Origin of the sequence: Flavobacterium zhairuonense (assembly GCF_004352915.1) — a bacterium.
Taxonomy (GTDB): Bacteria; Bacteroidota; Bacteroidia; order Flavobacteriales; family Flavobacteriaceae; genus Flavobacterium; species Flavobacterium zhairuonense.
The window spans coordinates 131,873-158,699 of the sequence record NZ_SJSY01000070.1 but is presented as its reverse complement, the minus strand read 5'-3'; the positions used below and the strand labels follow the sequence as shown (position 1 = coordinate 158,699).

General features: G+C 33.6%; 25 protein-coding genes. 3 read left to right on the top strand and 22 right to left on the bottom strand.

Translation table 11 applies throughout. The features are described from left to right. Positions 1-133 precede the first annotated feature (133 nt). Entirely contained in the window at positions 134-2,404 is a 2,271-nt protein-coding gene (locus EYY60_RS08370) for a glycosyltransferase (protein WP_132988933.1), read from the bottom strand. Then, positions 2,385-3,464 (bottom strand): glycoside hydrolase family 130 protein, encoded by a 1,080-nt coding sequence (locus tag EYY60_RS08365; RefSeq protein ID WP_132988932.1) that lies wholly within the window; start codon positions 3,462-3,464, stop codon positions 2,385-2,387. The genes EYY60_RS08370 and EYY60_RS08365 overlap by 20 nt, the downstream gene beginning before the upstream one ends. 258 nt (positions 3,465-3,722) lie before the next feature. On the opposite strand from EYY60_RS08365, the gene EYY60_RS08360 reads away from it, so the two are divergent. Continuing rightward, complete coding sequence (locus EYY60_RS08360) at positions 3,723-3,890, top strand: DUF1328 domain-containing protein (RefSeq protein ID WP_132988931.1); 168 nt, start codon at positions 3,723-3,725, stop codon at positions 3,888-3,890. Between the two features lie 75 nt (positions 3,891-3,965). On the opposite strand, the gene EYY60_RS08355 is transcribed toward EYY60_RS08360, so the two are convergent. From EYY60_RS08355 to EYY60_RS08300, 12 genes are all read right to left on the bottom strand, one after another. Then, positions 3,966-4,433: a DUF1440 domain-containing protein gene (locus EYY60_RS08355; RefSeq protein ID WP_132988930.1), complete on the bottom strand. Its 468-nt coding sequence runs from the start codon at positions 4,431-4,433 to the stop codon at positions 3,966-3,968. Positions 4,434-4,467: 34 nt separating this feature from the next. Next, positions 4,468-4,977, bottom strand: coding sequence for a DinB family protein (locus EYY60_RS08350; RefSeq protein WP_132988929.1), 510 nt, complete (start codon positions 4,975-4,977; stop codon positions 4,468-4,470). 21 nt (positions 4,978-4,998) lie between these two features. After that, positions 4,999-5,373 carry a VOC family protein gene (locus EYY60_RS08345; protein ID WP_132988928.1) on the bottom strand — a complete coding sequence of 125 codons (375 nt, stop codon included), beginning with the start codon at positions 5,371-5,373 and terminating at the stop codon, positions 4,999-5,001. A 77-nt stretch (positions 5,374-5,450) separates the two neighbouring features. Then, positions 5,451-5,660 (bottom strand): hypothetical protein, encoded by a 210-nt coding sequence (locus tag EYY60_RS08340; protein ID WP_132988927.1) that lies wholly within the window; start codon positions 5,658-5,660, stop codon positions 5,451-5,453. 12 nt (positions 5,661-5,672) lie between these two features. After that, positions 5,673-6,053: a DoxX family protein gene (locus EYY60_RS08335; RefSeq protein ID WP_132988926.1), complete on the bottom strand. Its 381-nt coding sequence runs from the start codon at positions 6,051-6,053 to the stop codon at positions 5,673-5,675. Positions 6,054-6,295: 242 nt separating this feature from the next. After that, the gene (locus EYY60_RS08330) at positions 6,296-7,027 is read right to left on the bottom strand and encodes a GNAT family N-acetyltransferase (protein WP_132988925.1); all 732 of its coding nucleotides are present in this window, start codon (positions 7,025-7,027) and stop codon (positions 6,296-6,298) included. 71 nt (positions 7,028-7,098) lie between these two features. Further along, positions 7,099-7,704 (bottom strand): Crp/Fnr family transcriptional regulator, encoded by a 606-nt coding sequence (locus tag EYY60_RS08325; protein WP_132988924.1) that lies wholly within the window; start codon positions 7,702-7,704, stop codon positions 7,099-7,101. Positions 7,705-7,888: 184 nt separating this feature from the next. Next, complete coding sequence (locus tag EYY60_RS08320; RefSeq protein ID WP_132988923.1) at positions 7,889-9,307, bottom strand: TolC family protein; 1,419 nt, start codon at positions 9,305-9,307, stop codon at positions 7,889-7,891. Positions 9,308-9,633: 326 nt separating this feature from the next. Beyond that, positions 9,634-12,798: an efflux RND transporter permease subunit gene (locus EYY60_RS08315; RefSeq protein WP_132988922.1), complete on the bottom strand. Its 3,165-nt coding sequence runs from the start codon at positions 12,796-12,798 to the stop codon at positions 9,634-9,636. An 11-nt stretch (positions 12,799-12,809) separates the two neighbouring features. After that, a complete protein-coding gene (locus EYY60_RS08310; protein WP_132988921.1) occupies positions 12,810-14,027 on the bottom strand; it encodes an efflux RND transporter periplasmic adaptor subunit in 1,218 nt (405 codons plus the stop codon). Positions 14,028-14,269: 242 nt separating this feature from the next. Continuing rightward, positions 14,270-14,863: a TetR/AcrR family transcriptional regulator gene (locus EYY60_RS08305; protein ID WP_132988920.1), complete on the bottom strand. Its 594-nt coding sequence runs from the start codon at positions 14,861-14,863 to the stop codon at positions 14,270-14,272. Between the two features lie 314 nt (positions 14,864-15,177). Then, positions 15,178-16,092 (bottom strand): SMP-30/gluconolactonase/LRE family protein, encoded by a 915-nt coding sequence (locus EYY60_RS08300; RefSeq protein WP_132988919.1) that lies wholly within the window; start codon positions 16,090-16,092, stop codon positions 15,178-15,180. 160 nt (positions 16,093-16,252) lie between these two features. Here EYY60_RS08300 and EYY60_RS08295 point away from each other — a divergent pair, with 160 nt between their 5' ends. Both EYY60_RS08295 and EYY60_RS08290 read left to right on the top strand, forming a co-directional pair. After that, on the top strand, positions 16,253-16,696 hold the full coding sequence (locus EYY60_RS08295) for a cupin domain-containing protein (RefSeq protein WP_132988918.1): 444 nt from the start codon (positions 16,253-16,255) through the stop codon (positions 16,694-16,696). Between the two features lie 248 nt (positions 16,697-16,944). Next, on the top strand, positions 16,945-17,919 hold the full coding sequence (locus tag EYY60_RS08290; RefSeq protein WP_132988917.1) for a 3-keto-disaccharide hydrolase: 975 nt from the start codon (positions 16,945-16,947) through the stop codon (positions 17,917-17,919). Positions 17,920-18,033: 114 nt separating this feature from the next. On the opposite strand, the gene EYY60_RS08285 is transcribed toward EYY60_RS08290, so the two are convergent. The 8 genes from EYY60_RS08285 to EYY60_RS08250 all read right to left on the bottom strand — a co-directional run bounded on the left by EYY60_RS08285 (position 18,034) and on the right by EYY60_RS08250 (position 26,497). Beyond that, a complete protein-coding gene (locus EYY60_RS08285; protein WP_132988916.1) occupies positions 18,034-21,009 on the bottom strand; it encodes an ELWxxDGT repeat protein in 2,976 nt (991 codons plus the stop codon). Between the two features lie 225 nt (positions 21,010-21,234). Continuing rightward, complete coding sequence (locus EYY60_RS08280; protein ID WP_132988915.1) at positions 21,235-22,302, bottom strand: outer membrane protein assembly factor BamB family protein; 1,068 nt, start codon at positions 22,300-22,302, stop codon at positions 21,235-21,237. A 65-nt stretch (positions 22,303-22,367) separates the two neighbouring features. After that, a complete protein-coding gene (locus EYY60_RS08275; RefSeq protein ID WP_132988914.1) occupies positions 22,368-22,871 on the bottom strand; it encodes a hypothetical protein in 504 nt (167 codons plus the stop codon). A gap of 64 nt (positions 22,872-22,935) precedes the next feature. Then, a complete protein-coding gene (locus tag EYY60_RS08270) occupies positions 22,936-23,589 on the bottom strand; it encodes a DUF4253 domain-containing protein (RefSeq protein WP_132988913.1) in 654 nt (217 codons plus the stop codon). A gap of 475 nt (positions 23,590-24,064) precedes the next feature. Further along, a complete protein-coding gene (locus EYY60_RS08265; protein ID WP_132988912.1) occupies positions 24,065-24,409 on the bottom strand; it encodes a cupin domain-containing protein in 345 nt (114 codons plus the stop codon). Between the two features lie 21 nt (positions 24,410-24,430). Continuing rightward, positions 24,431-24,853: a DoxX family protein gene (locus EYY60_RS08260; protein WP_132988911.1), complete on the bottom strand. Its 423-nt coding sequence runs from the start codon at positions 24,851-24,853 to the stop codon at positions 24,431-24,433. A 273-nt stretch (positions 24,854-25,126) separates the two neighbouring features. Beyond that, the gene (locus tag EYY60_RS08255) at positions 25,127-25,921 is read right to left on the bottom strand and encodes a helix-turn-helix domain-containing protein (protein WP_132988910.1); all 795 of its coding nucleotides are present in this window, start codon (positions 25,919-25,921) and stop codon (positions 25,127-25,129) included. Between the two features lie 258 nt (positions 25,922-26,179). Beyond that, complete coding sequence (locus EYY60_RS08250; RefSeq protein ID WP_132988909.1) at positions 26,180-26,497, bottom strand: GIY-YIG nuclease family protein; 318 nt, start codon at positions 26,495-26,497, stop codon at positions 26,180-26,182. Positions 26,498-26,827: the final 330 nt, after the last annotated feature.

Here is a 26,827-nt window from a genome sequence, read left to right as displayed (position 1 = left end):
TTATATAATTTTCATTCAAATACAATAAATCGTTTGTTGTAGCGTTTTCGGATTTCTCAAAAACAAAAAATCCCTTTCGTTGAGAAAGGGATTTCAAGGGTTTAATTAAATTTTGGTCAGCTGTGTTGCAAATTTAAGAATTTATTGCGATGCCGCGACGGGTTTTCATTAGTGGAATAACTTTAGATTCTGAATGAACAAAATTCTCCATTAACAAACGTGCTGTCAAAAAGCAAATTGTTGATTCTGCACCTTGGTTGAGATTTACATTTTCTTTTTCGAGTCCGTCGTAACCGCCACCGCTTATTGGATTGTACATGATTTGGCCCAAATGATTTTTTCCTAAAAACCAATTAAAAGCTGCTTTCATTTTGTGCTTGTATTCTGGAATTTGAAATGCATTGTAAAAAGCATTTAAGGTCTGAATGGTGTAAGAAACATCAATTGGCTGTTCTCCATATTGTCTCGGAACCGCATTTTTTTGAAGCCAGCCTTGATTCGAAATTACTTTAAACTCTTTGTCGACAAACATTTTAGACATTAAAAAATCTAAGGAATCCATGGCTACTTTTTTGTAAACGGGCTTGTTGGTAATTAGATACGCATAAAGCATCGACTCTGGTAGAATTCCGTTTGCGTAAGTCAAATAGTTTTCAAACCAATGCCAATTTTCAGAGGCGTGATCTTCATAATTGGCGAGCAGTTTTGTATTTAATTTATTTATGATAGCTGCCACATATAAATTAGGAACAGCATTATGATAGTGATACAATCCTTTTGTTGCAAAACCTATTGAACGAGGCGACTGAATATTTTCGGCCCATTTTAAGGAATTCAACAAACATTTTTCTGCTTTTTTAGAAATATTTTCAGGGAGAATACCCTTATTTGAAATTACAATTCCTAAAGCCCAAATCGCTCTTGCATTTGAATCTTCTAGATTAACTTCGGCATTTTGCTCTATATGTTCGCGATTTTCTTGATCGACATAATTGATAAAACTACCGTTTGGTTTTTGGCATCTTTCAATAAAATCCAAATAAATTAGAATGTATGGCAAATCTGCTTTGTCTTGCGTCAATTGATAATGCATGCAAAAAGTAATCAAAGCACGCGCATTATCGTCTAAAGTATAACCCGATTCTAGATCAGGAATAGAGATTTTACTGAATTGGATAATACCCAAATCTGTAGTCAATTTTTTGATGTGTTTTAATTGAATATCAGGATAACTGAATTTGATTTCTGCTGCATTTTGAAACAGTTTTTTATATGTATTCATGTGTGTAATTGCACAATTTTCCCAAGAAAAAGCCCTGGTTTTTGAAAAAGCCTGAATTCCCATTTCGTGGCGTAAATCTTCATTGGCGATTAATTTTAAAGTCGCTTCAGCAAATTGATCTACATTTCCAATATCGACTAAAATTCCTAATTCAGGCGTTAATACTTCTAGTGTATGCGGAATTTTTGACGCTACCATTGGGCAAGCGCAACTCATTGCATAAGAGAAAGTGCCGCTCACGGCTTGATTCGGGTCTTTTGAGGTAAATAAATAAATATCAGTTGCTTTTAAATAATCCAAAAGTTCATTTGTATCCAAATATTCATTTATAAATTGAACATTGTTTTCCAAGTTCAATTCTTTGACAATTGATTCTAATTTGTCACGGTAAGCGTCAACGCCATCAACAATTAAATTTGGATGTGTTCTTCCGATTATTAAATACAGAACATTAGGCTCTTTTTCAATGATTTTTGCTAAAGCATGCAAACCAGTTTCAATATTTTTTCCTTCTCCTAAAAGGCCGAAAGTCGATAATACCAATCGGTCTTGAATATTGTATTTTGCTTTTGCCAAATGAGGCGTTTCATAAACCACTATATGCGTTCCGTGATGCATTGTGGTGATTATTTCTTCTTTGATACCGTAATCGTTCATCAAAATTTCTTTTGATTTATTTGTCATCACAAAAACCGAATTGCTGTATTTTAAAAGCAATTTTACAAATGTTTTGAGTTCATTATTTGGATTTGGAATAACACTGTGAAAAGTAAAGGTGACAGGTTTTTTTATTGCATTTAAAAAATCAAGCAAATGATCTCCATAATTTCCACCAAATAAACCAAATTCATGCTGAATATGAACCAATTTTACATTTTGATCCTTGTTGATTTCCTCCGCTACTTGAGCATATTCTTCTCTATTTTTAGTATTCAAAGTATAGGCTTGAGATGGATTTTCTTTGGGTTTGTCAACCAATTCGCAAATTTCACAAGTAATTGATTTGCCAAAAACATTGGTAATTCCTTTAATGGTATCTTGTGTATAAGTTGCTATTCCGCATTGTGTTGGAGGAAACGTGGAAAGAAAAACTATTTTCGATTTATTTGCTATCGTCTTCATGGGGATTCTGTTTTAATTCAGTTAATAAGTCGTTCAAGTTCAGTGAGGCCACCGCAATTTTGTCATCGGCGGCACCATAATAAATATAGAGTTGGCTATCAAAAATGGCTGTTCCGGTAGGGAAAACCACATAATTGACATAACCATGTCGTTCATAATGTTCAGAAGGCGTAATAATAGGTTTTGTTAGTCTTGACAGCACCTTTGCAGGATTGTGTAAATCCAATAAAGCGGCGCAGGCATGATATACCAAACCTTTTTCTCGTCTTTCAGCTGCATGATAAATCAGCAGCCATCCATCTTTCGTTTCAATTGGCGGGGCGCCTGGACCAATATGACTGGTTTCGTGGTCAAATTTTGGTTCCAGAATAATATGGTCTGGTAAGTTTTTGATGTATTCTTTCCAGAATTCAACTGTTAAGTCGCTTTTTTTTTCAAAAGAGAAAATCTGAATTGAAGGAAACAATCTGTGTAAAGCTATGAATTTTCCGTCAATTTTTTTAGGAAAAAGAACTACATTTTTATCCCAAACGAATAAATTTTCTTTAATAGTTTCCGACAAAGGATAATTTCTTTCGGTGTTGAAAGCCAATATCCTTGCAATACTAGTGTTTTGTAAGTGCTTTCTAATCAGGTTAGTAAATTCGTTTAAAATAAATTTGGGAGTAATGATGCCCTTTTTTTTAAAAGAAATCAAATCTTTTGATGTTGCCAATGCACCACAAGCATTTATTCCATCGTATGTAACATACGTCATATAAAACGTATCGTCAATTTTTACAATTCTCGGATCTTCGACACCATGAATTTCATAAATATATTCTGGAACAAAAATAGGTTCAGTTCGTCGTTCGACTAGTGTCTTAGGTCCTTCAAATCTGCAATATCCAATAGTTGAAAAATTTCCTCTTTTTGCAGCTCTGTAAAACATATGGATCGTATTTCCGTCTTGATAAATTGCAGGGTTTAAAACACCTAATTCTTCAAAGGTACGCTCTGTTTTTTCTAAAATGATTCCATGTTTTGTGGCTGTTATATCTTGAGCTGTCGCTATTTCCATAATGCTAAAAATTTTATCTAAAATTACTTTAGGAATGAAGCGGCTATTAATCCAATCGATCAAAAAATTAACTCAATAGCATTGGCATGGGAATTTTGTAAGAGTGAAAAATGAATTTTAAATTTAACATAGGAAGGTTCATTTGTAATCTATTGTGTTATAAAAATAATTTTTAGAGGTAATTAACTTTACACCAGAAAACGAAATTTGGCAAGGTTAAAACCCTATTAAATTTTATTAACAATAAAAAAGAACAGTATGACACATTGGACTATTACTTTTATTGTTCTAGCCATTCTAGCTGGGATTCTTGGTTTTGGAGAAATTGGAAATGATCCCTCTTTTATTGGAAAGGCTTTTTTCGTTGTATTTTTAATTTTAACTTTTATAACAGTAATAATTGGAAAGATAAAAGTGGTGCGTTAAGAAATGCTCTTCAAAACAAAAAAGCGAAACTAAAATTTATTTGGTTTCGCTTTTTTTGTTTTTGTTATTTTTTAGTTATTGTCGCAATGTTAAATATTTTTTGTGAAGGAAGGCTATTGGAATCCCGATGCAACATATCAAAATTATCATAGATAAGAATAAAGGAAAATCTAAATGTTTTTCTGGCAAAACCGGAAATACAACCGGAAGGACTACAAGATTCATTATAATCCAAACAAATATGCCGTAAACAATTCCGGATATTAGTGTGTTTTTTTTCAAAAAGGAAAAATAAGGATAGATAGTAAAATAAAACCAAGTAAAGGTAAAAGCTATAAAATAATGCAATAATAAACCGTACAATGCCATTTGCGAACCTCCAGAATAGGCTTCTTTTTTAAATATGCCACTTGCAATAGATTGTAAAATTTTAATTCCTGTGGTTTTGTTGAGAATTCCTGCATAAATTGTGATTGCTGCAACAAGGTCAAGAGTTCCGGCAATTAATCCTGTAATAAAAAGGGCCCCACTTTTTGATTTCATATAGATTTGTTTTTGGTTGATTTGAAGCTTAAAATTATATTTTGGTCAGCATTTTGTAAATTGAATTTAGTTGATGTGTATGTCTTTGAGTGTGAACGAGAGCAAAATTGATCCACTCAAAAATGGTGAATTTATCAAAACCCGGAACTTGAAAATCCTGACAGGTTAGTGTCAGGTCATAATTTTCAGTTGCCGTAAGCAAATCCGATTCGATATTCTGAAGTGCTAAAGTTAACGAATTTTTGTTATACTCCTTGTTTTCAGGTTTTAAGAATTCTGGGGAATTCATTTTTACGCTAAAATTTAAAAAAATGCCTTCCAGTTGCGGAACAAATTCTTGATATTTTCGGATTGTTTTTTCAGTTTTTCCTGCAAATAATTCGGGATAGCCTGAACAGGCCAAAATGATGTGCTGTGCAGTTTGTCCTGCTGTCCAGCTGTTTTTATACGGAACTGTATTTAATTCTTCTTCCGAAAAAGAATCAAGGGTTTTATTTAATTTTTTGAAAGTTTCAACAATATTTTTTTTGACTTCGGTTTTCATAGTATTGATTTTAAAAGTTGATCAATCTACTGATGTAATCCACCAGACATTTCCAAAAGGATCTGTTATGCCACAAGTTCGACCATAATCTTGATCGCTTAATTCCATTAGAGAACTGGCGCCATTTTCTAACGCTTTTTGATAGGTTTCATCAGCATTTGGAACATAAACAAATAAGTTTGCGGTTTGTTTAGCCCAATCTGTTATTTCATCGGTAATCATTATAGTGCTTCCGTTCAAAGTGATTTCGGCATGCATAATGGTTCCGTCTCCGCGCAGTGATTTTGTATTGGTTTCAGTTGCTCCAAAAACTTTTTTTGTAAAATCGATGAATTTTGAAGCTCCTTGTAAAATCAGATACGGCATTATCGTTTGATGTTCTGCTGGAATATTCATTTTTCTGTAATTTAAAATTCAGTATTCTAAAATTACAACTTTATTTTTAATAATTTGTAAATCAGTTAATTGTGAATTTATAAAAGTGCCTCGCAAGAATAGCCACATGAATTTACAAGTTCAATTACACTAGTATTACAAATTGAAGATGCATGAATACGGAGAATTTTATCGCAGTCTTCAAGGTCAAAATTGATAATGCTGTTTGGAAAATGCTCAAGAAGCTTCCCAACAATCAAATTGGATTGTTCGACTTCTTGAACATTTGTTTTGAAAACCTCGATCATCACGCCAAAAGGTTATAAGGCTATATTTTTATAGCGCTCGATTTTGTGATAATAGATATATGAAGTAGCTAAAATCAGTAAGATAATCAATGGGAAAAAACTTTGAAAATTCATTCCGTCAACTGCAAAATGACTAATTGAAGCAAATATGAAATCAAATCCGAATCCGGCATAAGCCCATTCTTTTACATTTTTAGGAACTTGCGGAATCACTAAGGCCAAAACTCCTAATACTTTGAAAACGACCAAGGCATTTCCAAAATACTCTGGATAACCTAAATGTCTGATTCCTTCTTTAGCTAATTCTGTTTGAGAAGTCAGCGCTGGCATAACGCCTTCAAATAAGAAAATTAGAATTGTTGTTGTCCAAAAAATAATTTTTGCTTTTTTCATGTTTTTTTTTTTAAAATAGTTATCAGTTAATGTATTACAAATGTAATATTCTTACTTTTTTATTTAAATACGTATTTCCGACTATTTTAGGGGCATTTGGGACATTTCTTGATTTTTGATTTTAGATTGAAAATAGTTCTCGCAAAGTCGCGAAGTCGCAAAGCTCACTTTTTAAGTTTCTTTTCTTTGCGACTTCGCGACTTTGCGAGAGATTCAATTAGTAAATTTATTGCGACCGAAATTTACGCTAACTGGTAATTCGTAATCGTAAACAAATCCTCAAAACCTAATCTGGTATAAATACCTTTTCCTAAGGCAGAGGCTTGCAGTTGTGCATATTCACAATCTGCTTCAATAGCTTCATTGATGGTGAATTTCATGATTTCCTCGGCAAAACCTCTTTTTCGCATTTCAGGAATTACGCCCACGCCATGAATTCCCATAGTGTTTCCAGTTTGAAAGAGATTTAGTGTTCCAATTGGCTTGTCGTCAAAATATACCAGATAAAATTTACTGTTTTCATAATTATGAACCAGTGTTTCTTTGCTGACTACATAACTAAAAGACAACGGATAAATATCTGACCAAGTTTTGGCATCTTCTTCATTCAAAACTCGTTTGAAAGTAAGAGTGTTTTCAAGTTGAAATTTTTCACCCAATTTCAATGCCATTGCTACCAATTGAATTCGTTTTTGAAATCTGTTTTTCTCGAGGATTTCATTTGAATTGCTTCCAAAAATATCCCAATACGGAATGATCAAACCGGGATTCTTGTCTATAATTTCAAAAATTTGTGGAAGATTTTCTTCAGTGATATCTTCGCGAAACCATAATCGGTTTGGCCAGCCTGAGTTTTTTATTTGGCTGAATTGAAATGGATCGTTTTTATGATAAGAAAGGAGAGGAGTTGCAACAGTTTTCCAAAGCGTGGTAAGATTGTCAATATTATCTTTAATGAGGTTTATAGTGTTCATTTTAATGTCGAATTTTAATTATAAAACAAAGATAAATGAGCAATTTAAGGAAAGCCTTTACATATGTTGATTTATGAAACTTTTTCAAGATTTTTTCGAATTCGACTTAACTGAGTTGGTGTAATGCCTAAATGCGAGGCAATATGCAATAATGGAATTCGATCTGCAATATTTGGATTTTTCTCTAAAAAGTCTAAATATCTTTCCGTTGCATTTTGCATAACCAGAGCAACCTCTCTTTGTTCTTTTTCAATAATCCAGTTTTTTTCCAAATAGGCAATATAGAAGGTTTTGAGGTCATCATTTTCGTTAATCAACTGCGTATATTTCTTGTAATCAAGAGCGATTAAAATACAATCTTCCAAAGCTTCGATCGTAAAGCTGGAAGGAGTTTGCAGTATTGATGACACTTTAGAGCAGGCAAGTTTGTTTTCGAGAAAAAGGTTTTTGTTATAGAAATTTCCTTGTTCGTCTGTAATAAAAGTTCGCAGAATTCCTTTTGCAATAAAATAAAGATTTTTGCAGATTTCCCCATTTTCTAGCAATATTTCTCCTTTTTTGATGGTCTGAAAATGCGTCAGGTTTTCAATCAATTTCCATGATTTTTCAGAAATTGGAGCATAACTTTCGAAATATCGTTTTAGATTGTTGAGGTATGTGTCTTTATTGAAAGTCATTTTTTTTGAGTTTTATTGCCACGAATTTCACGAATTTTCACGAATTATTTCTATAAATATTTTGAATAAAAACAAATTAGTGAAAATTAGTGTAATTCGTGGCTGGATAAAAAAAAACGCCATGAAACCAAAAAGTCTCATAGCGTTTTCATCTCAAAAAATAAATAATTAACGGGTATGGGTATTATTTCCAGCCACCTCCGAGTGCGCGATACAATTCAGTATTGGCTGTTAATTGTTGTCTTTTTATGTCTGCTAATTCTAATTCGCTTTGTAGTAAATTCGCTTGCGCAGTTAAAACTTCAAGATATTCTGCCATTCCGTTTTTGAAAAGCAGATTAGCATTTTTAATAGCTTGTTGCAACGTTTTTACTTTTTGCTGAAGGAAAGTTTCTTGCTGTTGTAATTTCTCGGTTACAACCAAAGCATCAGCAACTTCACTTACCGCAATCAAAACCGATTGTCTGAAATTGATAACTGCTTTTTCTCTTTCTGCGACAGCAATATTGTATTGTGTTTTTAGTCTTTTATTGTTTAATAATGGCTGCGTCAAACCTCCAGCAACCGTTCCAAAAAGAGAAGCCGGAATATTGAACCAAGTGCTAGTTTCAAAAGAGTTTACGCCACCTTGAGCAGTAATTCTCAATGTCGGATATAAATCGGCTTTTGTGATTCCAACGTTTGCATTTGCAATTTTTAAAGCCAATTCAGCGCTTTTAACATCTGGTCTTCTGCTTACTAATGAAGCAGGAATTCCCACAGCATTATTGTTTTGAATAGCAACTGAATTTAATAAAGCTGTTCTTTGTTTTGATGAAGGAAAGGAACCCGTCAAAACACTCAATGCATTTTCTTGAATGGCAATATTTTGTTCCAATAAAGGAATCAGTTGCTCCGAATTTAATTTTTGTGCTTCCGATTGTTGAATGGCCAATGAAGTAGTTTGTCCAGCATCGTATTTTAATTTGATGATATTGGTCGTACTATCGTTCAATTTTACATTTTGTCTTGCAATATCAAGCTGAGCATCCAACATCAAAAGATTGTAATATCCTCTTGAAACATTGGCAACAATATTAGTCTGCAAAGCTTTTTTCACTTCTTCAGATTGAAGATACGCTGCAAAAGCTCCTTTTTTCTGGTTTTTGATTTTTCCCCAAATATCAGCTTCCCAAGAAAGCGTTGCTCCTGCAGAGAAATCATCAATATGTTTTGCACCCAAGGCTTGATTCAAATTCATCCCAGTAAAACTATTGTCTGACGGATTGCTGGAACTTGCATTTACAGCTAAGTTAATCTGAGGAATATTTCCCCATTTTGACTGGGTAAAACGGTATTGTGCAATTTCGATATTTTTAGTAGCAATCTGTAAATCGTTGTTTCTTGCAATGGCGCTGTCAATCAATTGTACAATATCTTTTTCGGTATAGAAATTTTTCCATTCCAAATCGCCAATACTGGTTGTATCTTTTGAAACAGCTGCATTCCTGAAATTCTCAGGAAATGCATCTTTTGGTGTTTCAATATCCTTTGATACCTTACAGGATATTAAAGTCGTGATCAGAATGGCGAAGACCACGATTTTGGTTATATGATTTTTCATTGTCTTTTTATTAAAATTCCTTTAACCCGTTTGGGTGTAATTTTTTTTAAACACATAGAGAAATAGTTTTTTGGGATTTGAAAAAGGCGTTTCACTTATTTTAAATTCACATAGTTTTCTATGTGTTGAAACAAGTTTCTTCTAATCTCTTTTTAGACATATTATTCTATGTCTCTATGTGTTAAAATATTTTATTTAACCTCATTAACAGATTAAATTTCTGTGCAAACATCTTTTTTCGTTTCAAGATCTTTTGAGATTCTGTACGATATATATCCGATGCCAAATATTATGGCTACAAGAATTGTTGTTATATAGTTTTCCATTTATTTTTCTTCATTATGAATTACGGCTACTGGTTTTCCAGTAACTTTTTCTTGTAAATGCTGGAATACGATGAATAAAACCGGAATAATAAATAATCCTAGAATTACTCCAGAAAGCATTCCGCCCGCTGCTCCAATACTAATCGAATGATTTCCTTGTGCCGATGGTCCTTTGGCACTCATCATTGGCACTAAACCAACCACAAAGGCTAGGGAAGTCATGATAATTGGTCGCAAACGTAATTTTGCAGCTTCTATTGAAGCTTTAACCAAAGCTTGTCCTGATTTTCGTTTCTGTACCGCAAACTCCACAATCAAAATGGCATTTTTAGCGAGAAGTCCAATCAGCATGACAAGTGCAACCTGAACGTAAATGTTGTTTTCAATTCCGGTCAAGCCAATAGCTACGAATACTCCAAAAATACCTGCAGGGATTGATAAGATTACAGCCAATGGCAGAATATAACTTTCATACTGTGCGGCAAGTAAGAAATAGACGAATATCAAACACAGCAAGAAAATTGTTGCCGACTGTCCTCCAGAAGAAATCTCTTCGCGAGTTTGTCCTGAAAATTCATAACCATAACCTGCAGGAAGCTGTTGTGCTGCAACTTCTTCAATTGCTTTAATAGCGTCTCCAGAACTAAATCCAGGTTTCGGAATCGCATTAATCGAAATTGAGTTGAACAAGTTGTAACGTGAAGCGGTTTCAGATCCATAAACACGAGTCAGTTTTACTAAAGTGTTTATCGGAACCATTTCGCCTGTTTTGTTTTTTACAAAAACTCTGTCAATTGATGATGGATCAGCTCTGTCTGCAATATCAGCCTGAACTACAACTCGGTAATATTTTCCGAATCTATTAAAATCGGAAGCCTGAGCACTACCAAAATAAGTTTGCATCGTTTGTAAAATGTCTTTTACATTTACGCCTAACTGATTTGCCTTTTCATCATTGATATCCAATTGTAATTGTGGATAATCGGCTTTGAAACTGGTAAAGGCTACAGCAATTTCTGGGCGTTTCATTAATTCTCCAATGAAATTCTGAGAAATTCCACTGAATTTATCCAGTTTTCCTCCGGTTTTATCCTGAAGCACTAAATCTAAAGCTTCAACATTACTAAATCCGGGAACAGTTGGGAAACTGAAAACGAAGAAGCTTCCGCCTGAAATACTACCCAATTTTCCACGAACTTGGTTCATAATATCCTCGATGTTTTTCACTTCGCCACGGTCTTCATTTGGTTTAAGCAATACGAAAACTACTGCTGAAGACGGACTCGTAGAATTTGTCAATAAGTTGAAACCTGAAATTGCGGTTACAAATCGTGACGCATCTAAACCTCTTAAAGTATTTTCAGCTTCTGTCATTACTTTTTGAGTTCCGTCAAGAGATGTTCCAGATGGTGTGTTTACTGCAATCGCAATAAATCCTTGATCTTCTGTTGGAATAAATCCTGCTGGAGTTGTTTTTACCAATAAAACAGTTGCTATAGTAATTGCAGCTAATCCGCCCAAACTCAACCATTTTTTTCTGATTAAGAATTTAATTCCGCCCACGTAACGATTAGTAAGCGATTCAAAACTGCTGTTGAAAGCGGTAAAGAATTTCTCTTTAAATCCTTTTTTCACATAAGGCGCATTTGCATCATGAGCACCGTGATTATCTTTCAAAAATAATGCAGCAAGTGCTGGTGATAATGTCAAGGCATTAACAGCCGAAATTACAATTGCAATTGCCATAGTAAAGGCAAACTGACGATAGAAAACTCCCGTAGAGCCTTCCATAAAACCAACCGGCAGGAATACAGCAGCCATTACCAACGTAATCGAGATAATAGCACCCGTTATTTCGTGCATCGCTTCATGTGTGGCTACTTTTGGAGACAAATGTTTATGTTCCATTTTCGCATGCACGGCTTCTACTACGACAATCGCGTCATCCACCACAATACCAATCGCCAGAATTAATGCGAAAAGCGTTAGAAGGTTGATCGAGAATCCGAATAACTGCATGAAGAAGAACGTTCCTAAAATTGCTACAGGTACAGCAATAGCCGGGATTAATGTTGATCTAAAATCCTGAAGGAAAATAAATACCACAATAAATACTAGTATAAAAGCTTCTAACAAAGTGTGTTCAACCTGTTCAATAGATTGATCCAGCGATACTTTTGTACTATAGAAAATATTATGTTTTATTCCTTTAGGGAAATCTTTAGAGGCTTTTTCCATCATTTTATTGATGGCAATCTGAATATCATTTGAGTTAGAACCTGCTAACTGAATAACTCCAATTACAACTCCTTTTTTACCGTTTAAACGCGTTAAGCTGTTATAAGAATAAGCACCAAGTTCAACTCTCGCAACATCTTTTAAGTGAAGAACAGAACCGTCAGGATTTGAACGAATTGCTATGTTTTCATAATCTTCAGGTTTGGTCAGTTTTCCTTTGTATTTGATTACATATTCAAAAACTTCTTTGCTTCGTTCACCAAATTTACCCGGAGCCGCTTCCAAACTTTTGTCTTGAATCGCGCTCATGATTTCGTTTGGCGTGATTTTGTAAGTCGACATTTGCGTTGGATTTAACCAAACACGCATAGAATAGTCTTTTACACCACCAAAAATACTGGCAGAACCAACACCTGGAATACGTTTTAATTCCGGAATAATATTAATTTGTGCATAGTTGGCAACAAAAGTCTGATCGTATTTAGATTCATCTTCGGTGTACATACCAATGGCCATGATGAAACTGTTTTGTTGTTTCGCCGTGATTACACCTTGCTGTACAACTTCGGCCGGAAGCTGACTTGTTGCTTGAGCAACTCTGTTTTGAACGTTAACTGCAGCTTGGTCGGCATCAGTTCCTAATTTGAAGAACACCGTGATAGCCAAACTACCGTCATTACTTGCGGTAGAACTCATGTAAGTCATGTTTTCTACACCATTTATAGATTCTTCTAAAGAAGGAGCAACCGAACGCAAAACCGTTTCTGCATTTGCTCCCGGATATACCGCCGTTACCAAAACCGATGGTGGCGCAATATCAGGAAATTGCTGTAAGGGCAATTTAGTTAAGCCAAGTACTCCCAGAATCACCAATAAAATGGAAATAACGGTTGCCAGTACAGGTCTTTGTATAAATATTTTGAACATTGTCGTTTTTATTATTTTTGATTAATTACTTGGGCAACTTTAGTTGATTTCTCAGGCTGAATAACCTGTCCTTCCTGAAGTTTGTCAATACCGCTCAAAACGATTTGGTCGCCAGATTTTACACCATCTTTGATTAGATAATTTGTGCCGTTTTTACCAGCAATCGTGATCGGCATTTTGCTGACTTTGTTGTCTTTGCCTACAGTGAAGACAAATACTTTATCCTGCATTTCAACTGTAGCTGATTGCGGCACTAAAATCGCATCGTCATGTTGAACACCTAAACGGATTCTTCCTGTATTTCCAGAACGTAAAATTCCGTTTGCATTTGGGAAAGTTGCTCTTACAGTAATTGCTCCGGTAGTTTTGTCAAACTGACCGTCAACCATATCAATTTTTCCGGTTTGAGGATAGGCATTGTTATCTGCCAAAACTAAAGTTACAGGAGGCAGTTTTCTGATTTTATCACCAATTGTACTTCCTGCATATTGTGCTTTGAAATTGATGAAATCAGTTTCTCCAAGAGAGAAGTAAGCAAAAACTTCATGAACATCTGAAAGGTTTGTCAAAGGCTCAACATCTGTAGCCGAAACTAAACTTCCTTGTTTTTTAGGCAATCTTCCAATGTACCCGCTAACTGGAGCTGTTACTGTAGTATATCCTAAATTAATTCTAGCAGAACCCACCATTGCTTTTGCTTGTTCGATATTTGCAGCAGCAATTTTTTGAGAAGCTTTAGCCGTTTTTAATTGATAATCTGAAACTACTTTGTTTTGAACTAATGGAGTCAATTTATCAACTTCTAAGTTAGCGTTGATCAATGCCGCCTCAGCTGCGTGAAGATTTGCTAAAGCATTATTCAATTGTTCACGGAAAGGGCGTTCGTTTATTTTGAATAAAGTTTGACCTTTTGTTACATAAGCACCTTCATCAACATATACTCTTTCAAGGTTTCCGCTTACTTGCGGACGAATTTCAACGTCAACAGTACCTTGTATAGAAGCAGGATATTCAGCGTCAGTAGTTGTGTTAGCGCTTGTGATTGCTGCCACAGGTAAAACCGGTGGAGGCGGAGCAGCAGGCGTCTGATTTTTATCAGCACAGCTGCTTAGTACTAATGCCAGAATAAAGCTGGTTATAATTACATTTTTCATTTTCATATTGGTTTTAATTTGTTGGACATTCATTTGTTTTAAAATCTTTTGCATTCTGACATTCTCAGGATTCATAATTAATTTAATTAAATTATCTAACGTTGTTAAGTTTAAGTGCGCAAGTTTGCTTTTTTTAGCTGTTTTTGATTCTGTTTTGAATCGGTATTAAATTATTTATCACTGTTAAGTAAAAGAGTAAAAAAACTCGAATTACGTTAATTAAATTTTCTAACAGTGTTAAGTAAAACTTCCAAAAAAAAGGATTTTTAAATTGTCCTTAAATTATTTTACACTGTTAAGTGAAATCGAAAATTTTTTTATTGTATTGATTTGATAATACCGCCAATAGCGTCTTTCAAAATTTGATTGTTGATACTTTCTAATGCTCCATTTTGGTTTATAATGTTGATCGCAATCAAACCATGAATAATAGAAAAGAAAGTAAAATACTTTTGTTTAATAATTTCCGCATCCGGATTGCTGTTTTTCATGACTTCAGCAATAACTGCAGTGAACATCATATAAGGCGAATCTGAAAGTGAACATTGTTGCGAACAGCAATTCATCTGAACACCAAACATTACCTGATACATTTCGGTATCTGTAAAGGCAAAATCCCAATACGCCATCCACATGGCTTCTAATTGTTCTTCAGGTTTTTCAAATTTTGCTTTTGCTTTTTCTAATTCTTTTGCCAGTTTAATAAACCCTTGACCAGTCAATTCAGTCAAAATAGCATCTTTATTAGAAAAGTATTCATAAATAATAGGGGCAGTATATTCAATTCTGTCAGCAATTTTGCGCATACTCAAACCATTCCAGCCGTCTTCTTTCACGATGTCATAAGCAGCCCCAAGAATGTTACTTCTTGTCTCTTCTTTTTGTCTTAAAATTCGATCTTTACTAGCCATTTTGATTAAGTATTAAATTGTTTAACACTGTTAGGCAAATGTATGGCGGTTTTTCGAATTACAAAATATTTTTATCATAATATTTTCTTATTTAATCATAGAGAAAACTAAAACACCTTTAAAATAAGATATTCCGAAAGGTTTTGTGTTTTTGTGAAATTTCATTTTAAGCAAAATTCAAACTAAATCCGAATCAAATTAAGATGATTTTGAAGTTTTTTGATTCTGAAAAAAGTCTGATTTTCTCATTAACGAATAAAATTTCAATCAAAATTCTGATAAGGGCAAAAAATAAACAAGAGAAATAGGAACGATTATTTCATTCCCCGAACATTCATTTCTAATGTATAAACACTTTTACTTGCAGTAATAAATAATGTTTTAAATTTTTTACCTCCAAAACAAATATTAGCTGTCCATGGTTCAGGAACATCAATATGAGCTATTTTTTCTCCTTGTGGATTGAATATCGTAACTCCTTTTCCGCATAAGTAAATGTTGCCGAACTCGTCTATTGTCATTCCATCTGAACCTGATTCAGTAAAAAGCGTTTTTTTGCCTAAAGAACCGTTACTTTCGATGGTATAAGCGTATGTTTTATTTGCTCCTATATCAGCTACATATAAGGTTTTCCCATCCGAAGTTCCAATAATGCCATTAGGTTTTACAAGGTCATTTCCAACGTTGATTATTTTGGATTTATCTGGAGATAAATAGTAAACACACTCTTTCTCTATTTCTTTAGAGGTATGTTTCCAGTAATCTCTTTGGTAAAAAGGATCTGTAAAATAGATGCCACCTTTTGGATCGACCCAAAGATCATTAGGGCCATTCAGTCTTTTTCCTTCGAAGTTGTTTAGTAATACAGAATGGTTTTTGTTTTTGTCTATTTTCCAAAGCTCATTTTTTTCATCGGCGCAAGCCAAAAGGTTGCCTTCATGATCAAAATACATTCCGTTGGCTCTTCCTGCATTTTCCATAAAAACAGAAAGTTCGCCATTAACCGACCATTTCATGATTCGATTATTAGGCTGATCTGTAAAATAAATATTTCCTTTCTTATCTGAAGCTGGCCCTTCTGTAAAACTGAATTGATCGGATAGTTTTGTGAGAACTGCGCCTTTTGCTATTAAAGTTTGGCTTTTTTCTTTTGATGTCTGGGCAGATATAAAATTTAAAGTAATAAAAAATAAAAAGAGTGATTTTATTTTAAGTTGGAATTGAGTCATTATAATAAGATTTAAAAGTTGCCTTTGAAGCGGTTTTAAAAGTAGTTTTTATTTCTGATATTCTGCAAAGTTGGATTCAAATTTCCTTGTAATTGAAGAATTTCTTTTGATCTCAATTTATCAAAAAGCATTTTTTCGTAACATTACAAAAAAAAAGAAAATGAAACTAGCATCAACCATCACCATTCCAATTATTGCGTTATTCATGCAACAAGCTGTAAATGCACAGGAAATAAAAAAAGAAAAAACTCCATCAGAACCACAATACACAATCGAAAACTGCGTCAATCATTTTGATTTAAATAAAGCGACAAAAACAAAAGTTGGTTATCAATATTGGTTTGCCGACAAGAACTTCACTCAGGAAAATACCTTGAAAATGAGTATAGTTGAACCAGGAAAATCGACACACGCACCACATCATCATCCGGAAGAAGAATTCTTTTATATTCTTGAAGGTTCAGCTTCTTTTTTCTTGGATGGAAAAACAGTTGTTGTGGGGCCAAACACAAGTTTATATTGCCCTCCAAATGCAGAACACGGAATCAGTAATGCAGGAAAAACCGATTTGAAATATTTGGTGATTAAGAAGGATCTGAAATAAAATTTTCATTTCAATGAAAACGAAAATTCCGAAGGAATGACCAATATTGTAGAGCTGGACTTCAGTCCAATTTAGATAATAATTTTTACGAAACAAATTTCCACGTTAATACATTCGTTTTTAAAATGGATTAAAGTCCAACAATACCAGTATTGGTTGAACCTTTGGCTCTTGCTCCAATCTTACAGATTTGACTCCAAAATAGATTTCTTTTGAAAATTAATTATCTTTAATATCAAAAAAAATACATGAACCAGAAAACCAAAACCACAGCATTTCCAAATTTCCGTAACCAGATTTTGATATTTAGCCTGTTCTTGACTCTTTTTGCTAGCCAAATCAGCAACAATCTTTATGCAGTTGAAAAGGATACTTTAAAAGGCTTTTGGGATATAACCATTGATGTCGAAGGAAAACCTGCGCCAGCCTGGCTCGAAATTAGACGCTCGGGCCCCAAAACGCTTGTCGGACAATTTATGTGCGTAGTAGGCAGTGCGCGTCCAATAGCTGAAATTCATGTTCAGGATCGAAAATTTAGCTTTTCAATACCACCGCAGTGGGAGAAAGGAAGCAACGCTCTTCGCGTAGAAGGCGAAATTGAAGGTGAAAAAATATTCGGAACCTTACAAACGGTTGATGGAAAAACCCAAACCTGGACTGGTGTTCGCGCTCCTGAACTTCGCCGTACTACTTCGTCTGTTTGGGATAAACCGATTCATCTTCTTAATGGTAATTCTATGAAAGAATGGCACACAGAAGGCATTAGCCAGTGGATTTTGGAAAATGGTATTTTGCGTAGTCCAAAATCGGGTGTAAATTTGGTGACCAACGAGAAATTTAATGATTTTAAACTTCATATAGAATTTCGTATTCCAAAACACAGTAATAGCGGTGTGTATCTTCGCGGTCGTTATGAAGTGCAGGTGACAGATGGCAAAGGAATGGAACCGGCTCTGGACCAAATGGGAGCGATTTACGGACTATTAGTTCCCAATGAAATGGTTGCCAAAGAAGCCGGCGAATGGAATACGTATGATATTACTCTGATCGGCAGAATGGTAACGCTTGTTGCCAATGGTAAAACAGTAATCAGCAATCAGAATATTCCCGGAATTACAGGTGGAGCGATTGATAGTAATGAAAGCGAACCCGGCCCAATATTTCTTCAGGGAGACCACGGTCCTGTGGAATATCGCAATATCGTTATTACACCAGCTAAATAGGTTTTATTTCACTATAAAAGTGATATAGGTTCATTTTAAGCATTTTGTATTTATGCTAAAAAAAAAACTCCGCAAAATCAGAAGACTTTGCGGAGTACTATAAAATTGTAATTATTAGTGATTAATTATGATTTTTACATTGTTCACTTTTCCGTCTGAAAGTAATACTTTCATAAAATAGATTCCTGTATGCAACCAGCTTACATCATATTTAATTTCGCCTTTTAAGTCTTCATTAAATTGTTCCTGAATTTTTTTTCCATTTACATCCCATATCTCGAACTTAACAATTTCAGAATTATCAAAAGATTTAATATTTATTATTTTATTAGCTGGGTTAGGATAAACACTTACACGTTTTAGGTCATTATTTTTGATATTATTATGATCAATAGTACTCAAGTTTGGGCTATTTATTTTCGCAATATAAAGTTCATTTCCACTAATATCAGTTCGTGCTCTGAAATATAAAGTATTATCCGTTGCTCCTAATTCTTCAATACCTTCATTGTCAGCAAATTTTTGGCCATTTGAAAGGTTTATATCTAACTCTACTGGTTGAGCTAATTGATCATTGATCATCGACACTTTATGAGGGAACGTTTCAAGAAAATATAATAAATTTTTATTAAAACATGTCAAACCTCTGATATAGGTAAAAACAGCAGTTTCTGTGTTAGCAACCTGCTCTGTTATTTTGCCATTAGTTCTCCACAGTTCTCTAGGAATCCTTAAGTAATCTTCAATCACAAAATAAACATATTCACCACATGTTAAAATTGTATTTATATCAAGATTTGATATTGGATGTGTTGCTCCATCAAACAATAAAACGGTACCTCCAATTGTTCCATCAGTTTTATAAACTGCCTTATTATAACTTTCGGGACTTCTGGCAACAAAATATATTTCATTTTTAAGTGAGGCAGTTATTTGGATATCACTATCTATATTATCTCCAAAACTTTTGATATGACTTGTTCCAGACGCCGTTCCGTCTGAAACCCATACATCATGTGGTCCATACGATGTTCCAGATGTTTCTGCAACTATAAACAATTTGTTGTTCACGGTTTGTAGAACCCTCATATCGTTCAAATTTGTTATTTTAATTGTTCCAGATTGAGTACCATCAGTTGTCCATAATGCACTTCCGGTTAGATCATTAGCAATAAAGTAAATTGTATTGTTCAAGGAGGTAAAACTTCTCGGATAACTACTTCTATCAGTTGCTATATCTTTTATCATGTAGGTTCCTGATTCAGTTCCGTCACTTCGCCATAATTCAAAACCATTTAAACCATTGTCAGCAGAAAAATAAAGAATGTTATTTATGACAGTAAAAGATTGTTTGTCGTTATAATTTTGCAAACTGCTTTTGTTGCCTGGGTTTATGTCTTTAACCATGATAGTTCCATTTTCAGTTCCGTCGCTTTTCCATAATTCATAACCATGAGTAGCATCGATTCCACTAAAAAATAAAGTACCGTTTATTGCTTTCATTTCAGATAAATTGTCCATGCCATTATAGCCTGGATTTATATCTTTAATCATTTTAGTACCCAGAACAGTACCATCGCTTTTAAACAATTGATTTCCGGATTGTTTCCCATTTGCACTAAAAAAAAGATTTCCGTTTACATTAGTAAATTTAGAGGCATAACTACTATTTGAATAATTTAAATCGGCAAAAAACGAAGTTCCGGATTTTGTACCATCTGTACTCCATAGTTCATTACCTTCTTTTTCAGTTTGCCCTGTTAAGTATGTCTTATTATTAACAGAAACAAAGCTTTGTTCTATTCCTGAGATATTACTTGCTTGAACATCTGATAATTTGAATGTACCAGTTGCTGTACCGTCACTTACCCAAAGTTTTTTTTCTGGGTAATTAGTACTTGTGGAATAAAATAAAAGCTTGTTATTTGCTTTATCCACATGAATTTTTTCTATCCATACTGATGATGGTCCTTCACTAATGTCTTTTAATAAAATTGTACCACTTGCTGTCCCATTAGTTTTCCATATTTCTGTTCCATTTACATTGTCATTTGCTAAAAAGTAAGCTTCATTATTAAACACGACGAATTTATTATCATAACTTATACTGCTTGTTGCTGTATTATTGATGTTTTTGACCATCATTGTTCCAGATTCTGTACCATCACTTTTCCATATTTCAGAACCATTAATGCCATCATTAACTTCAAAAATTATCAAATTATCAAGAGAAACTCCTTTTAAGATTGTGGTGATGGAATTATTACTGGCATTGATATCTTTGACCATTTGAGTTCCAGATTCTGTACCATCACTTTTCCATAGCTCATAATTATTAAACGTATTATTTGCGAAAAAATAAAAATTGTTATTCAGGATCAAAAATTGATTGCCAAAAGTAAGTCCTGAGCTATTTGGACTAATATTTTTAACCATCTTAGTTCCTGATTCTGTACCATCACTTATCCAAAGTTCAAACCCATTTACTCCGTCATCTGCTATGAAATACAAAGCATTGTTAAAAATGAATAAATTACTAGGACTGGCGTTACCTTTTGGATTTATATCTTTTACCATATGCGTTCCAGCTTCAGTTCCGTCACTTGTCCAGAGTTCAGAACCATTGAATTCATTACTCGCATTAAAATATAATTTCCCTTTCCAGCCAATTAATTCTGTCGGCCCATTATATTCATCAGTATTGTTTGGCTTTATATCTTTAACTAATGATGTCCCAGCTTCAGTTCCATCACTTTTCCATAATTCGGTACCATGCTCATCATAGGCTGTAAAGTAAAGCAGATTTTCAACAACAGTTAAAGAACTTGGGTTCGAAGAAGATTGCCCTGGCTTAATGTCTTTAACCATTGATGTACCTTTTGTTGTACCGTTTGAGTACCATAATTCCCGGCCAAATTTTTTAAAGTAACCATCTGTTGCAGTAAAAAAGAATCCAGATTTGAAAGGCGTTAATTTTTGAGGGTCGCTATCTTCACGAAAATTTAATTCGACTAAAGTTGCATCTATAGTTTGAGCATTGGTAAATGTAAAAACAGCTAAAAAAAGAAGTAGAGTAATTTTATATTTCATTCAGTTTTTTATTTTGTAATTTTTTGTTGTTTAATCAATTAATAGTTTTGTAAGAATTTTATTTTTCTGGACGAATATAGGAATTAAAAAGTAAGAACTAAATCGAAACTTAAATCCAGATTCAGCAATTTTAAATTTCTTCAAAATTTTAGCTGACTTCGTTTTTTAAGAATCCAATTGTCACCCTGAGCGAAGTCGAAGGCTTATGAAATTGAATTTGCTATTTTATTCTGTTATAACATATTGCGTTACTATTTTTCCAGAATTTTTATCAAATTCAAAAACTTCATGGTTCGCATTCGTAAGCACTAAATTATCATTGACAGTCTTAAGTTGGTCTGCCATATGATAGACGTCAGGTTTTAGGGACCACAATTTTTTACCAACTGCTGAAAAGCAATAAATGCTGCCAACATAACTAACGTAATAGATTCGATTTTGACTAATACAAACAGGTTGCGAAGCGTATAAATCTACTTCGTTTTTCCATGTTACTTTTTTGGTTTCAAGATTTAAACAATACAGAAACTCTTTTCCTTCGGAAATATTAATGGTATTGACATACAGAAAATCACCTTTAACGATACCATTTTGCAAACCCCGATTGTCGTATTTATCATCCCATCGTTCGCCAACTTTTAATTCCGGATATGGCAAAGAAGGATCATAATCGAATTTGTTATTTTGACATCCTGAAAGTGTGGCAAAGAAAAGTACTATTATAACAATCCAGATTATAAATTTTGGATTTACATGATCAAAAAACTTTGGTTTTTTAGCAAATAAAAATACTATTCCAGTCATAATGGTTATGGCAAATAATAGTATAAATGCTCTTTCGCCATCTCCATTGTCTTCTTTGTTTCTGCAATTAAAGTCTAAATATTCTTTGCCGTTTTTTACGAGCGAATGAATTTCACAAGCAGTATCGTTATCAAAATCATCTATATCGCTTTTTAAAATTGAAAGCGAAATTGTATCACCCGCTTTTATTGCATTTAGTATATCATCGTCAACGACGCATCTATAATCATAATCGATAATCTTGAAAGTACTTTTGTTATCAATGCATTTAAATTCGATCCATTTTTGGCTATGTTTTCCTTTGGTTTCTTTGAATTTTGCTCCTTCAGAAGTTATTAGATTTTCGCAAACGACAAGATCTGACAATTGAATGATGTAACTTCCAGTTATTACTCTGATAAAAAAGAAAGTTCCAAGAAGAAAACAAAGCGTAGAAACGGCCAGATAAATTTTTCTAGTTTCTTGCCAGTCTTCGGAATTTTTGGCCATAAATTTTTTAGTGAAATATTTAGGTAGTTTTTTATTCACGAGTAATACACTCGCGCCAACAAAAGTTATCCAAAGTTTTTTGCAATATATTCGTCGAATTTATTTTGATCAAACGCCTCGATTGCTTTCTCCATTTCTTTACTTTTTGCAATCGAAATTCCTTTTTTATAGACATTTATCATAGAGATTATTCCGGCTTTAACTGCAGCAGTTTTATCGGCAGTTGTGTTTTGTAGAAAATATGCTGAATAACTTGCCATATACAAAGCCAATAATTCATTGTTTTTGCCATACAATTTCATTAGAGAACTATTCATTTCGACCGTGATATTTGGAGTTCCGGATACCCATTTTATAATAAAAGCATCAACTTGTTTTCTCTTGTCTGTTTCTTTATCTAAATCGGTTTCTTCCAGCCATTTTGCAGCGCTGACAATATCATTTTCATATTTAGCATAATCCGAGTCTCTCTTAAGTTCTATATTTTCTGGCAAATCAAATTTTGTTTGTGAATTCACGCTGATTGCTGCGCATACTGTAATTAGGAATGTGATTATTGTTTTTTTCATGGTTTTGGTTTTATTGGCTAGAGAAAGTTATATGTTTTTATAAAATGATTGTGAATTTTTTTATTTAATCCCACCACAACCATAGTCCGTTCATTTCTTTGATTGCTTCTTTTAGATTGTCTAAAGAGCCAACGCCTTGATCAATAGAATCTGGACAAAAAGCATAAACTTCTTTTGCAAATGCATCTAAATCAGAAGGTAATTTATTAAATTCAAGGTTAACCCAGTCCCTGCTACAACCAATTATTACCAAGCCATATTTTGTTTTCCACTCAGAAATTTTGGCCACTAACGCCGTATTATCCAAATCATAATTTATGCCGTCCGTTTTTCTGTATCTAATAATGTCGAGATCATCTGTACCTTTAATTACAGCCACCGCTTTCTTATCGTCATTAGTCTCAAATTCAAAGACTAAATAACCTTTATCTCTAAATTTATTTTTAAGTTCTTTGACAAATTTTACTGCTTGATCGTCTGTGGCTTCTGTGTAAACACCATCATAGAATTTATCCGAATGCATTTCGCCTGTTTCTTCGTCAATTAAAGGCAGTTGTTTGAAATCACTTTTTGTGAGTTCTTTTAACTCTACAAGTAAATCGGTATCAAAGTTTACTTTTTTTATTAACTCCGTTTCAGTTGCTGTCAAGTTATTTTTTTGACTGCAAGCAAATGATAAAAAGATTCCCATCGTGGCAAGTAATAGTTTTGGCTTCATTTTGATATTTTGGTTTTGAGTTTTTTTTATTTGTTAAACTTGACGTTTTGAATTGTGGTTTTTATTTTTCCTTTGTCTTGTTATGAAATAGTTTTGTATTCATGTGAACTTTTTTAAACCAAGAAAATTTAAAGGATTTTTTATCAGTTGAAAAGTAAATATTATTTTGAGATGAACATTACGGAAAACCATAACGGCTGTGTTTTTTATAAAAAACTTCAAACAAAAAATAAACCGCATAGATATATCTACAAGATCGATAGCGCTGATTTGCAATCCGTGCCCGTAGCAGTTTAAGGCAATGTAAGTCATTAAAATAACGTGCCAGACAATCTTTGCGGGAACGGATTGCAAATCCGCGCTATCGGGTATAATTTTTTACCTCATGTAATTCAATTTAAGCAGGACTGATCCCGAAGCCTCGGGACAGCTCTACAATATGGGTCAAGCCTTTGGCTTTTTTTTGAAATTTTGTTTATTTCAAAATCACAACTTCTTCTGGTACTATAAACAAAAGCGTACAACCATTTTTAGAAAAGACAGAATGTGTGCTTTCAGGTGGCATATACAAATAATCACCTGCTTTTAGTTCATCTTTTGCAGAGCGCACTTCACCTTCAAGAACAAAGATTTCCTCTCCAGATGGATGAAGATGATTTGGGTACGAAGCTCCTGCTTCAAATTTTAGTAAAAAAGTTTTCGGTCTGTTGGCAGTTTCGTCAAAACATAGCACTTTATAAAAAATACCGTCTGTATTAACTCCTTCTTCAATAAGAGGTTTCCAGTTTAATTCGCTTGTTTTTGCAATTTGTTTTTCCATTTTTAATTGATTTTTAATTGTTTAATTTTTTGAAAGAAATTCATCTAAGCTCCAGTTGTATTTTTCGATTGTTGCTAAAAGAAAAGCGCCCATCGAAAACACAAATACAGAATAATCAAGAGGTTCTTTAATTCCGAAAGAATACGTCATTGCCAGCGCAAACAAAAAAGTGAGGACTGAAGCGCCAAAAGCCGTTTTTCTAGTTTGATATCCAATCAACAATAAAACAGCAAAAAAGGATTCTAGAAAAGTGCTGATAATTGCTATTGGCGGAATAAAACTTTTAGGCAAAAAAGAATTGACTTGTTCGGCGTAAGCCAGAAAATTTTCCCAGCCCGAAGATTGTTTTCCCAACAAGCCTAACCGACTCAAAACGGCGGATAAAAATCCAATTGCCATTGCGATTCGTAAAAGCAAAGTGGCAAAATCCTGATATCTTTTCATAAACTATTTTGTTAGTTATTAATCAGATACAAAGATCGGGCGGTGGTGCTTTTTAAAGAATAGAGAATCTTGGAAAAAGCATGTAATGGGATATTCTTTTCGATTTATTTAAACACATAGAAACATAGATTTTGCACACGTACTAAGGCGTTTCACTTGTATTAATAAACATAGCTATGTGTTGAGAAACTAGTTTCTCTTTTACATTCTTTTAACCACATTTTAAACCTATGTCTCTATGTGTTTAAAAAATTATGCGCAAAGAATTGTAAATTATAAATCCGCTACTTTTTCCTTATAAGATTTAGGAGAAATATTAGTATGCTTTTTGAAGAAGTTCGAAAAATAAAACGGATCATTAAACCCCAAAGCATAAGCCGTTTCTTTAACCGATAATTTCTCGTAAGTAAACAAACGTTTTGCCTCAGAAATTAGCAATCCGAAGATGATGTTTTGAGCGGTTTTATTGCAATGCAGTTTGGAGAGTTTGTTGAGTTTGGCTTCGGTAGTTCCAATTAAATTGGCAATTTCAGCAACCGAAAGATTTTTGTCAAAATTGCCTCGAATCGCTTCCAGAAAATGGAGAAACAAAGCATCGGGTTTGTAGATTTCTTCTCCAAGTTTTATTTTAGAACGATTGATTTCGATTAAAATCAATTCGATATAATTATGAATAGAGATGAGGTATTGATAAGGTTTTTCAGCAATTTCTTTTTCAATAAGTTTGAGCGTATCAACAACCATTTTGTCATTGTCGACTTTGATAACTTCATTCATTGCAAAATGGCAGAACAAACTGTTGTGAAAAATGAGTTCGATATCATTATCATTTTTGCAGAAAAAATCATAAGTAAATTCAAGAACAAATCCGGTTGCATTTGAGCTGTTTTTAATAAAATGAATTTGACCAGAAGTTATGGTAATGACTGAATTTTTAATAAGTGTATATTCGTTTTCATCCACAGAAAGCGTCATTTCACCCGATGTACAAAATAGAAGCACATATTTCAATACACGTCTCGGATTTTGTAAATCTTCTGCTTGGTCAAATGTTTTTATATCAATCATTTGTTTTTGATTTTAACCGCTAAGTTCGCTAAGATTTTGTAAAGTTTTTATTTTTTTTTGCGTTCAGGTTGTCATTTCGACCGAAGGGAGAAATCACATACGCATATCGACAAAGATTTGAGACTTACTTTGCGGAGCTTCTAGTGTGATTTCTCCCTTCGGTCGAAATGACAAAATGATGTTAAACGTGTAGTTTATCATTTCGAGAAACGAGAAATCACACATGTATATCGACAAAGATTTGAAAGAAAGTAAAACTTATTCAAAATGAAAATTTAGAAATTCAAAAGTTTCATTAAAACTCCTTATCAATTCAATTTTCTTATCTCTTCGCCATTTTTTCAATTCTTTTTCTCGCGCGATTGCTTCCTGTATCCAAGCGAATTTTTCGTAATAAACTAAAAACTGAATATTATATTTTGCGGCGAAACTACTGATATTTAAATCTATATTTTCTTTATGTTTTGCAAGTCTTTGTTTTAAGTTATTTGTAACACCAATGTAAAAAGATGTTCGATGTTCATTAGTTATGATATAGACATAATAACTATGAAAGCCAATTTGAGGATTAAACATTTTATTTTTTTTGTATGAATATACGTGTTTTTTGTACAGTTTTATCATTTCGTACAATTGATCAATGCGTACAGTTTGTCATTTCGACCGAAGGGAGAAATCACACCCGTTGATCGACAAAGATTGGCGACATACTTTGCGGAGTTTCTAGTGTGATTTCTCCCTTCGGTCGAAATGACAAAAATAGATAATAAAAACTTTGCGACTCTGCGACTTTGCGAGATTATTTCTTCAACAAAAAAAAAGAGCGGCACTAAAAATAGCACCGCTCTCTTTTCAAAATAAATTTAATTTTGCATTTTAAAACCAAATCAAATTTTAAAATGCCGC

Bases quoted from the DNA above. Each gene is read 5' to 3' on its own strand.
- EYY60_RS08355 (WP_132988930.1), bottom strand. From the start codon at position 4,433: ATGAAATCAAAAAGTGGGGCCCTTTTTATTACAGGATTAATTGCCGGA.
- EYY60_RS08305 (WP_132988920.1), bottom strand. From the start codon at position 14,863: ATGGCTAGTAAAGATCGAATTTTAAGACAAAAAGAAGAGACAAGAAGT.
- EYY60_RS08260 (WP_132988911.1), bottom strand. From the start codon at position 24,853: ATGAAAAGATATCAGGATTTTGCCACTTTGCTTTTACGAATCGCAATG.
- EYY60_RS08250 (WP_132988909.1), bottom strand. From the start codon at position 26,497: ATGTTTAATCCTCAAATTGGCTTTCATAGTTATTATGTCTATATCATA.
- EYY60_RS08340 (WP_132988927.1), bottom strand. From the start codon at position 5,660: ATGATCGAGGTTTTCAAAACAAATGTTCAAGAAGTCGAACAATCCAAT.
- EYY60_RS08345 (WP_132988928.1), bottom strand. From the start codon at position 5,373: ATGAATATTCCAGCAGAACATCAAACGATAATGCCGTATCTGATTTTA.
- EYY60_RS08280 (WP_132988915.1), bottom strand. From the start codon at position 22,302: ATGGCCAAAAATTCCGAAGACTGGCAAGAAACTAGAAAAATTTATCTG.
- EYY60_RS08290 (WP_132988917.1), top strand. From the start codon at position 16,945: ATGAACCAGAAAACCAAAACCACAGCATTTCCAAATTTCCGTAACCAG.
- EYY60_RS08365 (WP_132988932.1), bottom strand. From the start codon at position 3,464: ATGGAAATAGCGACAGCTCAAGATATAACAGCCACAAAACATGGAATC.
- EYY60_RS08350 (WP_132988929.1), bottom strand. From the start codon at position 4,977: ATGAAAACCGAAGTCAAAAAAAATATTGTTGAAACTTTCAAAAAATTA.
- EYY60_RS08325 (WP_132988924.1), bottom strand. From the start codon at position 7,704: ATGACTTTCAATAAAGACACATACCTCAACAATCTAAAACGATATTTC.
- EYY60_RS08360 (WP_132988931.1), top strand. From the start codon at position 3,723: ATGACACATTGGACTATTACTTTTATTGTTCTAGCCATTCTAGCTGGG.
- EYY60_RS08270 (WP_132988913.1), bottom strand. From the start codon at position 23,589: ATGAAGCCAAAACTATTACTTGCCACGATGGGAATCTTTTTATCATTT.
- EYY60_RS08300 (WP_132988919.1), bottom strand. From the start codon at position 16,092: ATGACTCAATTCCAACTTAAAATAAAATCACTCTTTTTATTTTTTATT.
- EYY60_RS08315 (WP_132988922.1), bottom strand. From the start codon at position 12,798: ATGTTCAAAATATTTATACAAAGACCTGTACTGGCAACCGTTATTTCC.
- EYY60_RS08370 (WP_132988933.1), bottom strand. From the start codon at position 2,404: ATGAAGACGATAGCAAATAAATCGAAAATAGTTTTTCTTTCCACGTTT.
- EYY60_RS08310 (WP_132988921.1), bottom strand. From the start codon at position 14,027: ATGAATCCTGAGAATGTCAGAATGCAAAAGATTTTAAAACAAATGAAT.
- EYY60_RS08295 (WP_132988918.1), top strand. From the start codon at position 16,253: ATGAAACTAGCATCAACCATCACCATTCCAATTATTGCGTTATTCATG.
- EYY60_RS08265 (WP_132988912.1), bottom strand. From the start codon at position 24,409: ATGGAAAAACAAATTGCAAAAACAAGCGAATTAAACTGGAAACCTCTT.
- EYY60_RS08255 (WP_132988910.1), bottom strand. From the start codon at position 25,921: ATGATTGATATAAAAACATTTGACCAAGCAGAAGATTTACAAAATCCG.
- EYY60_RS08275 (WP_132988914.1), bottom strand. From the start codon at position 22,871: ATGAAAAAAACAATAATCACATTCCTAATTACAGTATGCGCAGCAATC.
- EYY60_RS08335 (WP_132988926.1), bottom strand. From the start codon at position 6,053: ATGAAAAAAGCAAAAATTATTTTTTGGACAACAACAATTCTAATTTTC.
- EYY60_RS08320 (WP_132988923.1), bottom strand. From the start codon at position 9,307: ATGAAAAATCATATAACCAAAATCGTGGTCTTCGCCATTCTGATCACG.
- EYY60_RS08330 (WP_132988925.1), bottom strand. From the start codon at position 7,027: ATGAACACTATAAACCTCATTAAAGATAATATTGACAATCTTACCACG.
- EYY60_RS08285 (WP_132988916.1), bottom strand. From the start codon at position 21,009: ATGAAATATAAAATTACTCTACTTCTTTTTTTAGCTGTTTTTACATTT.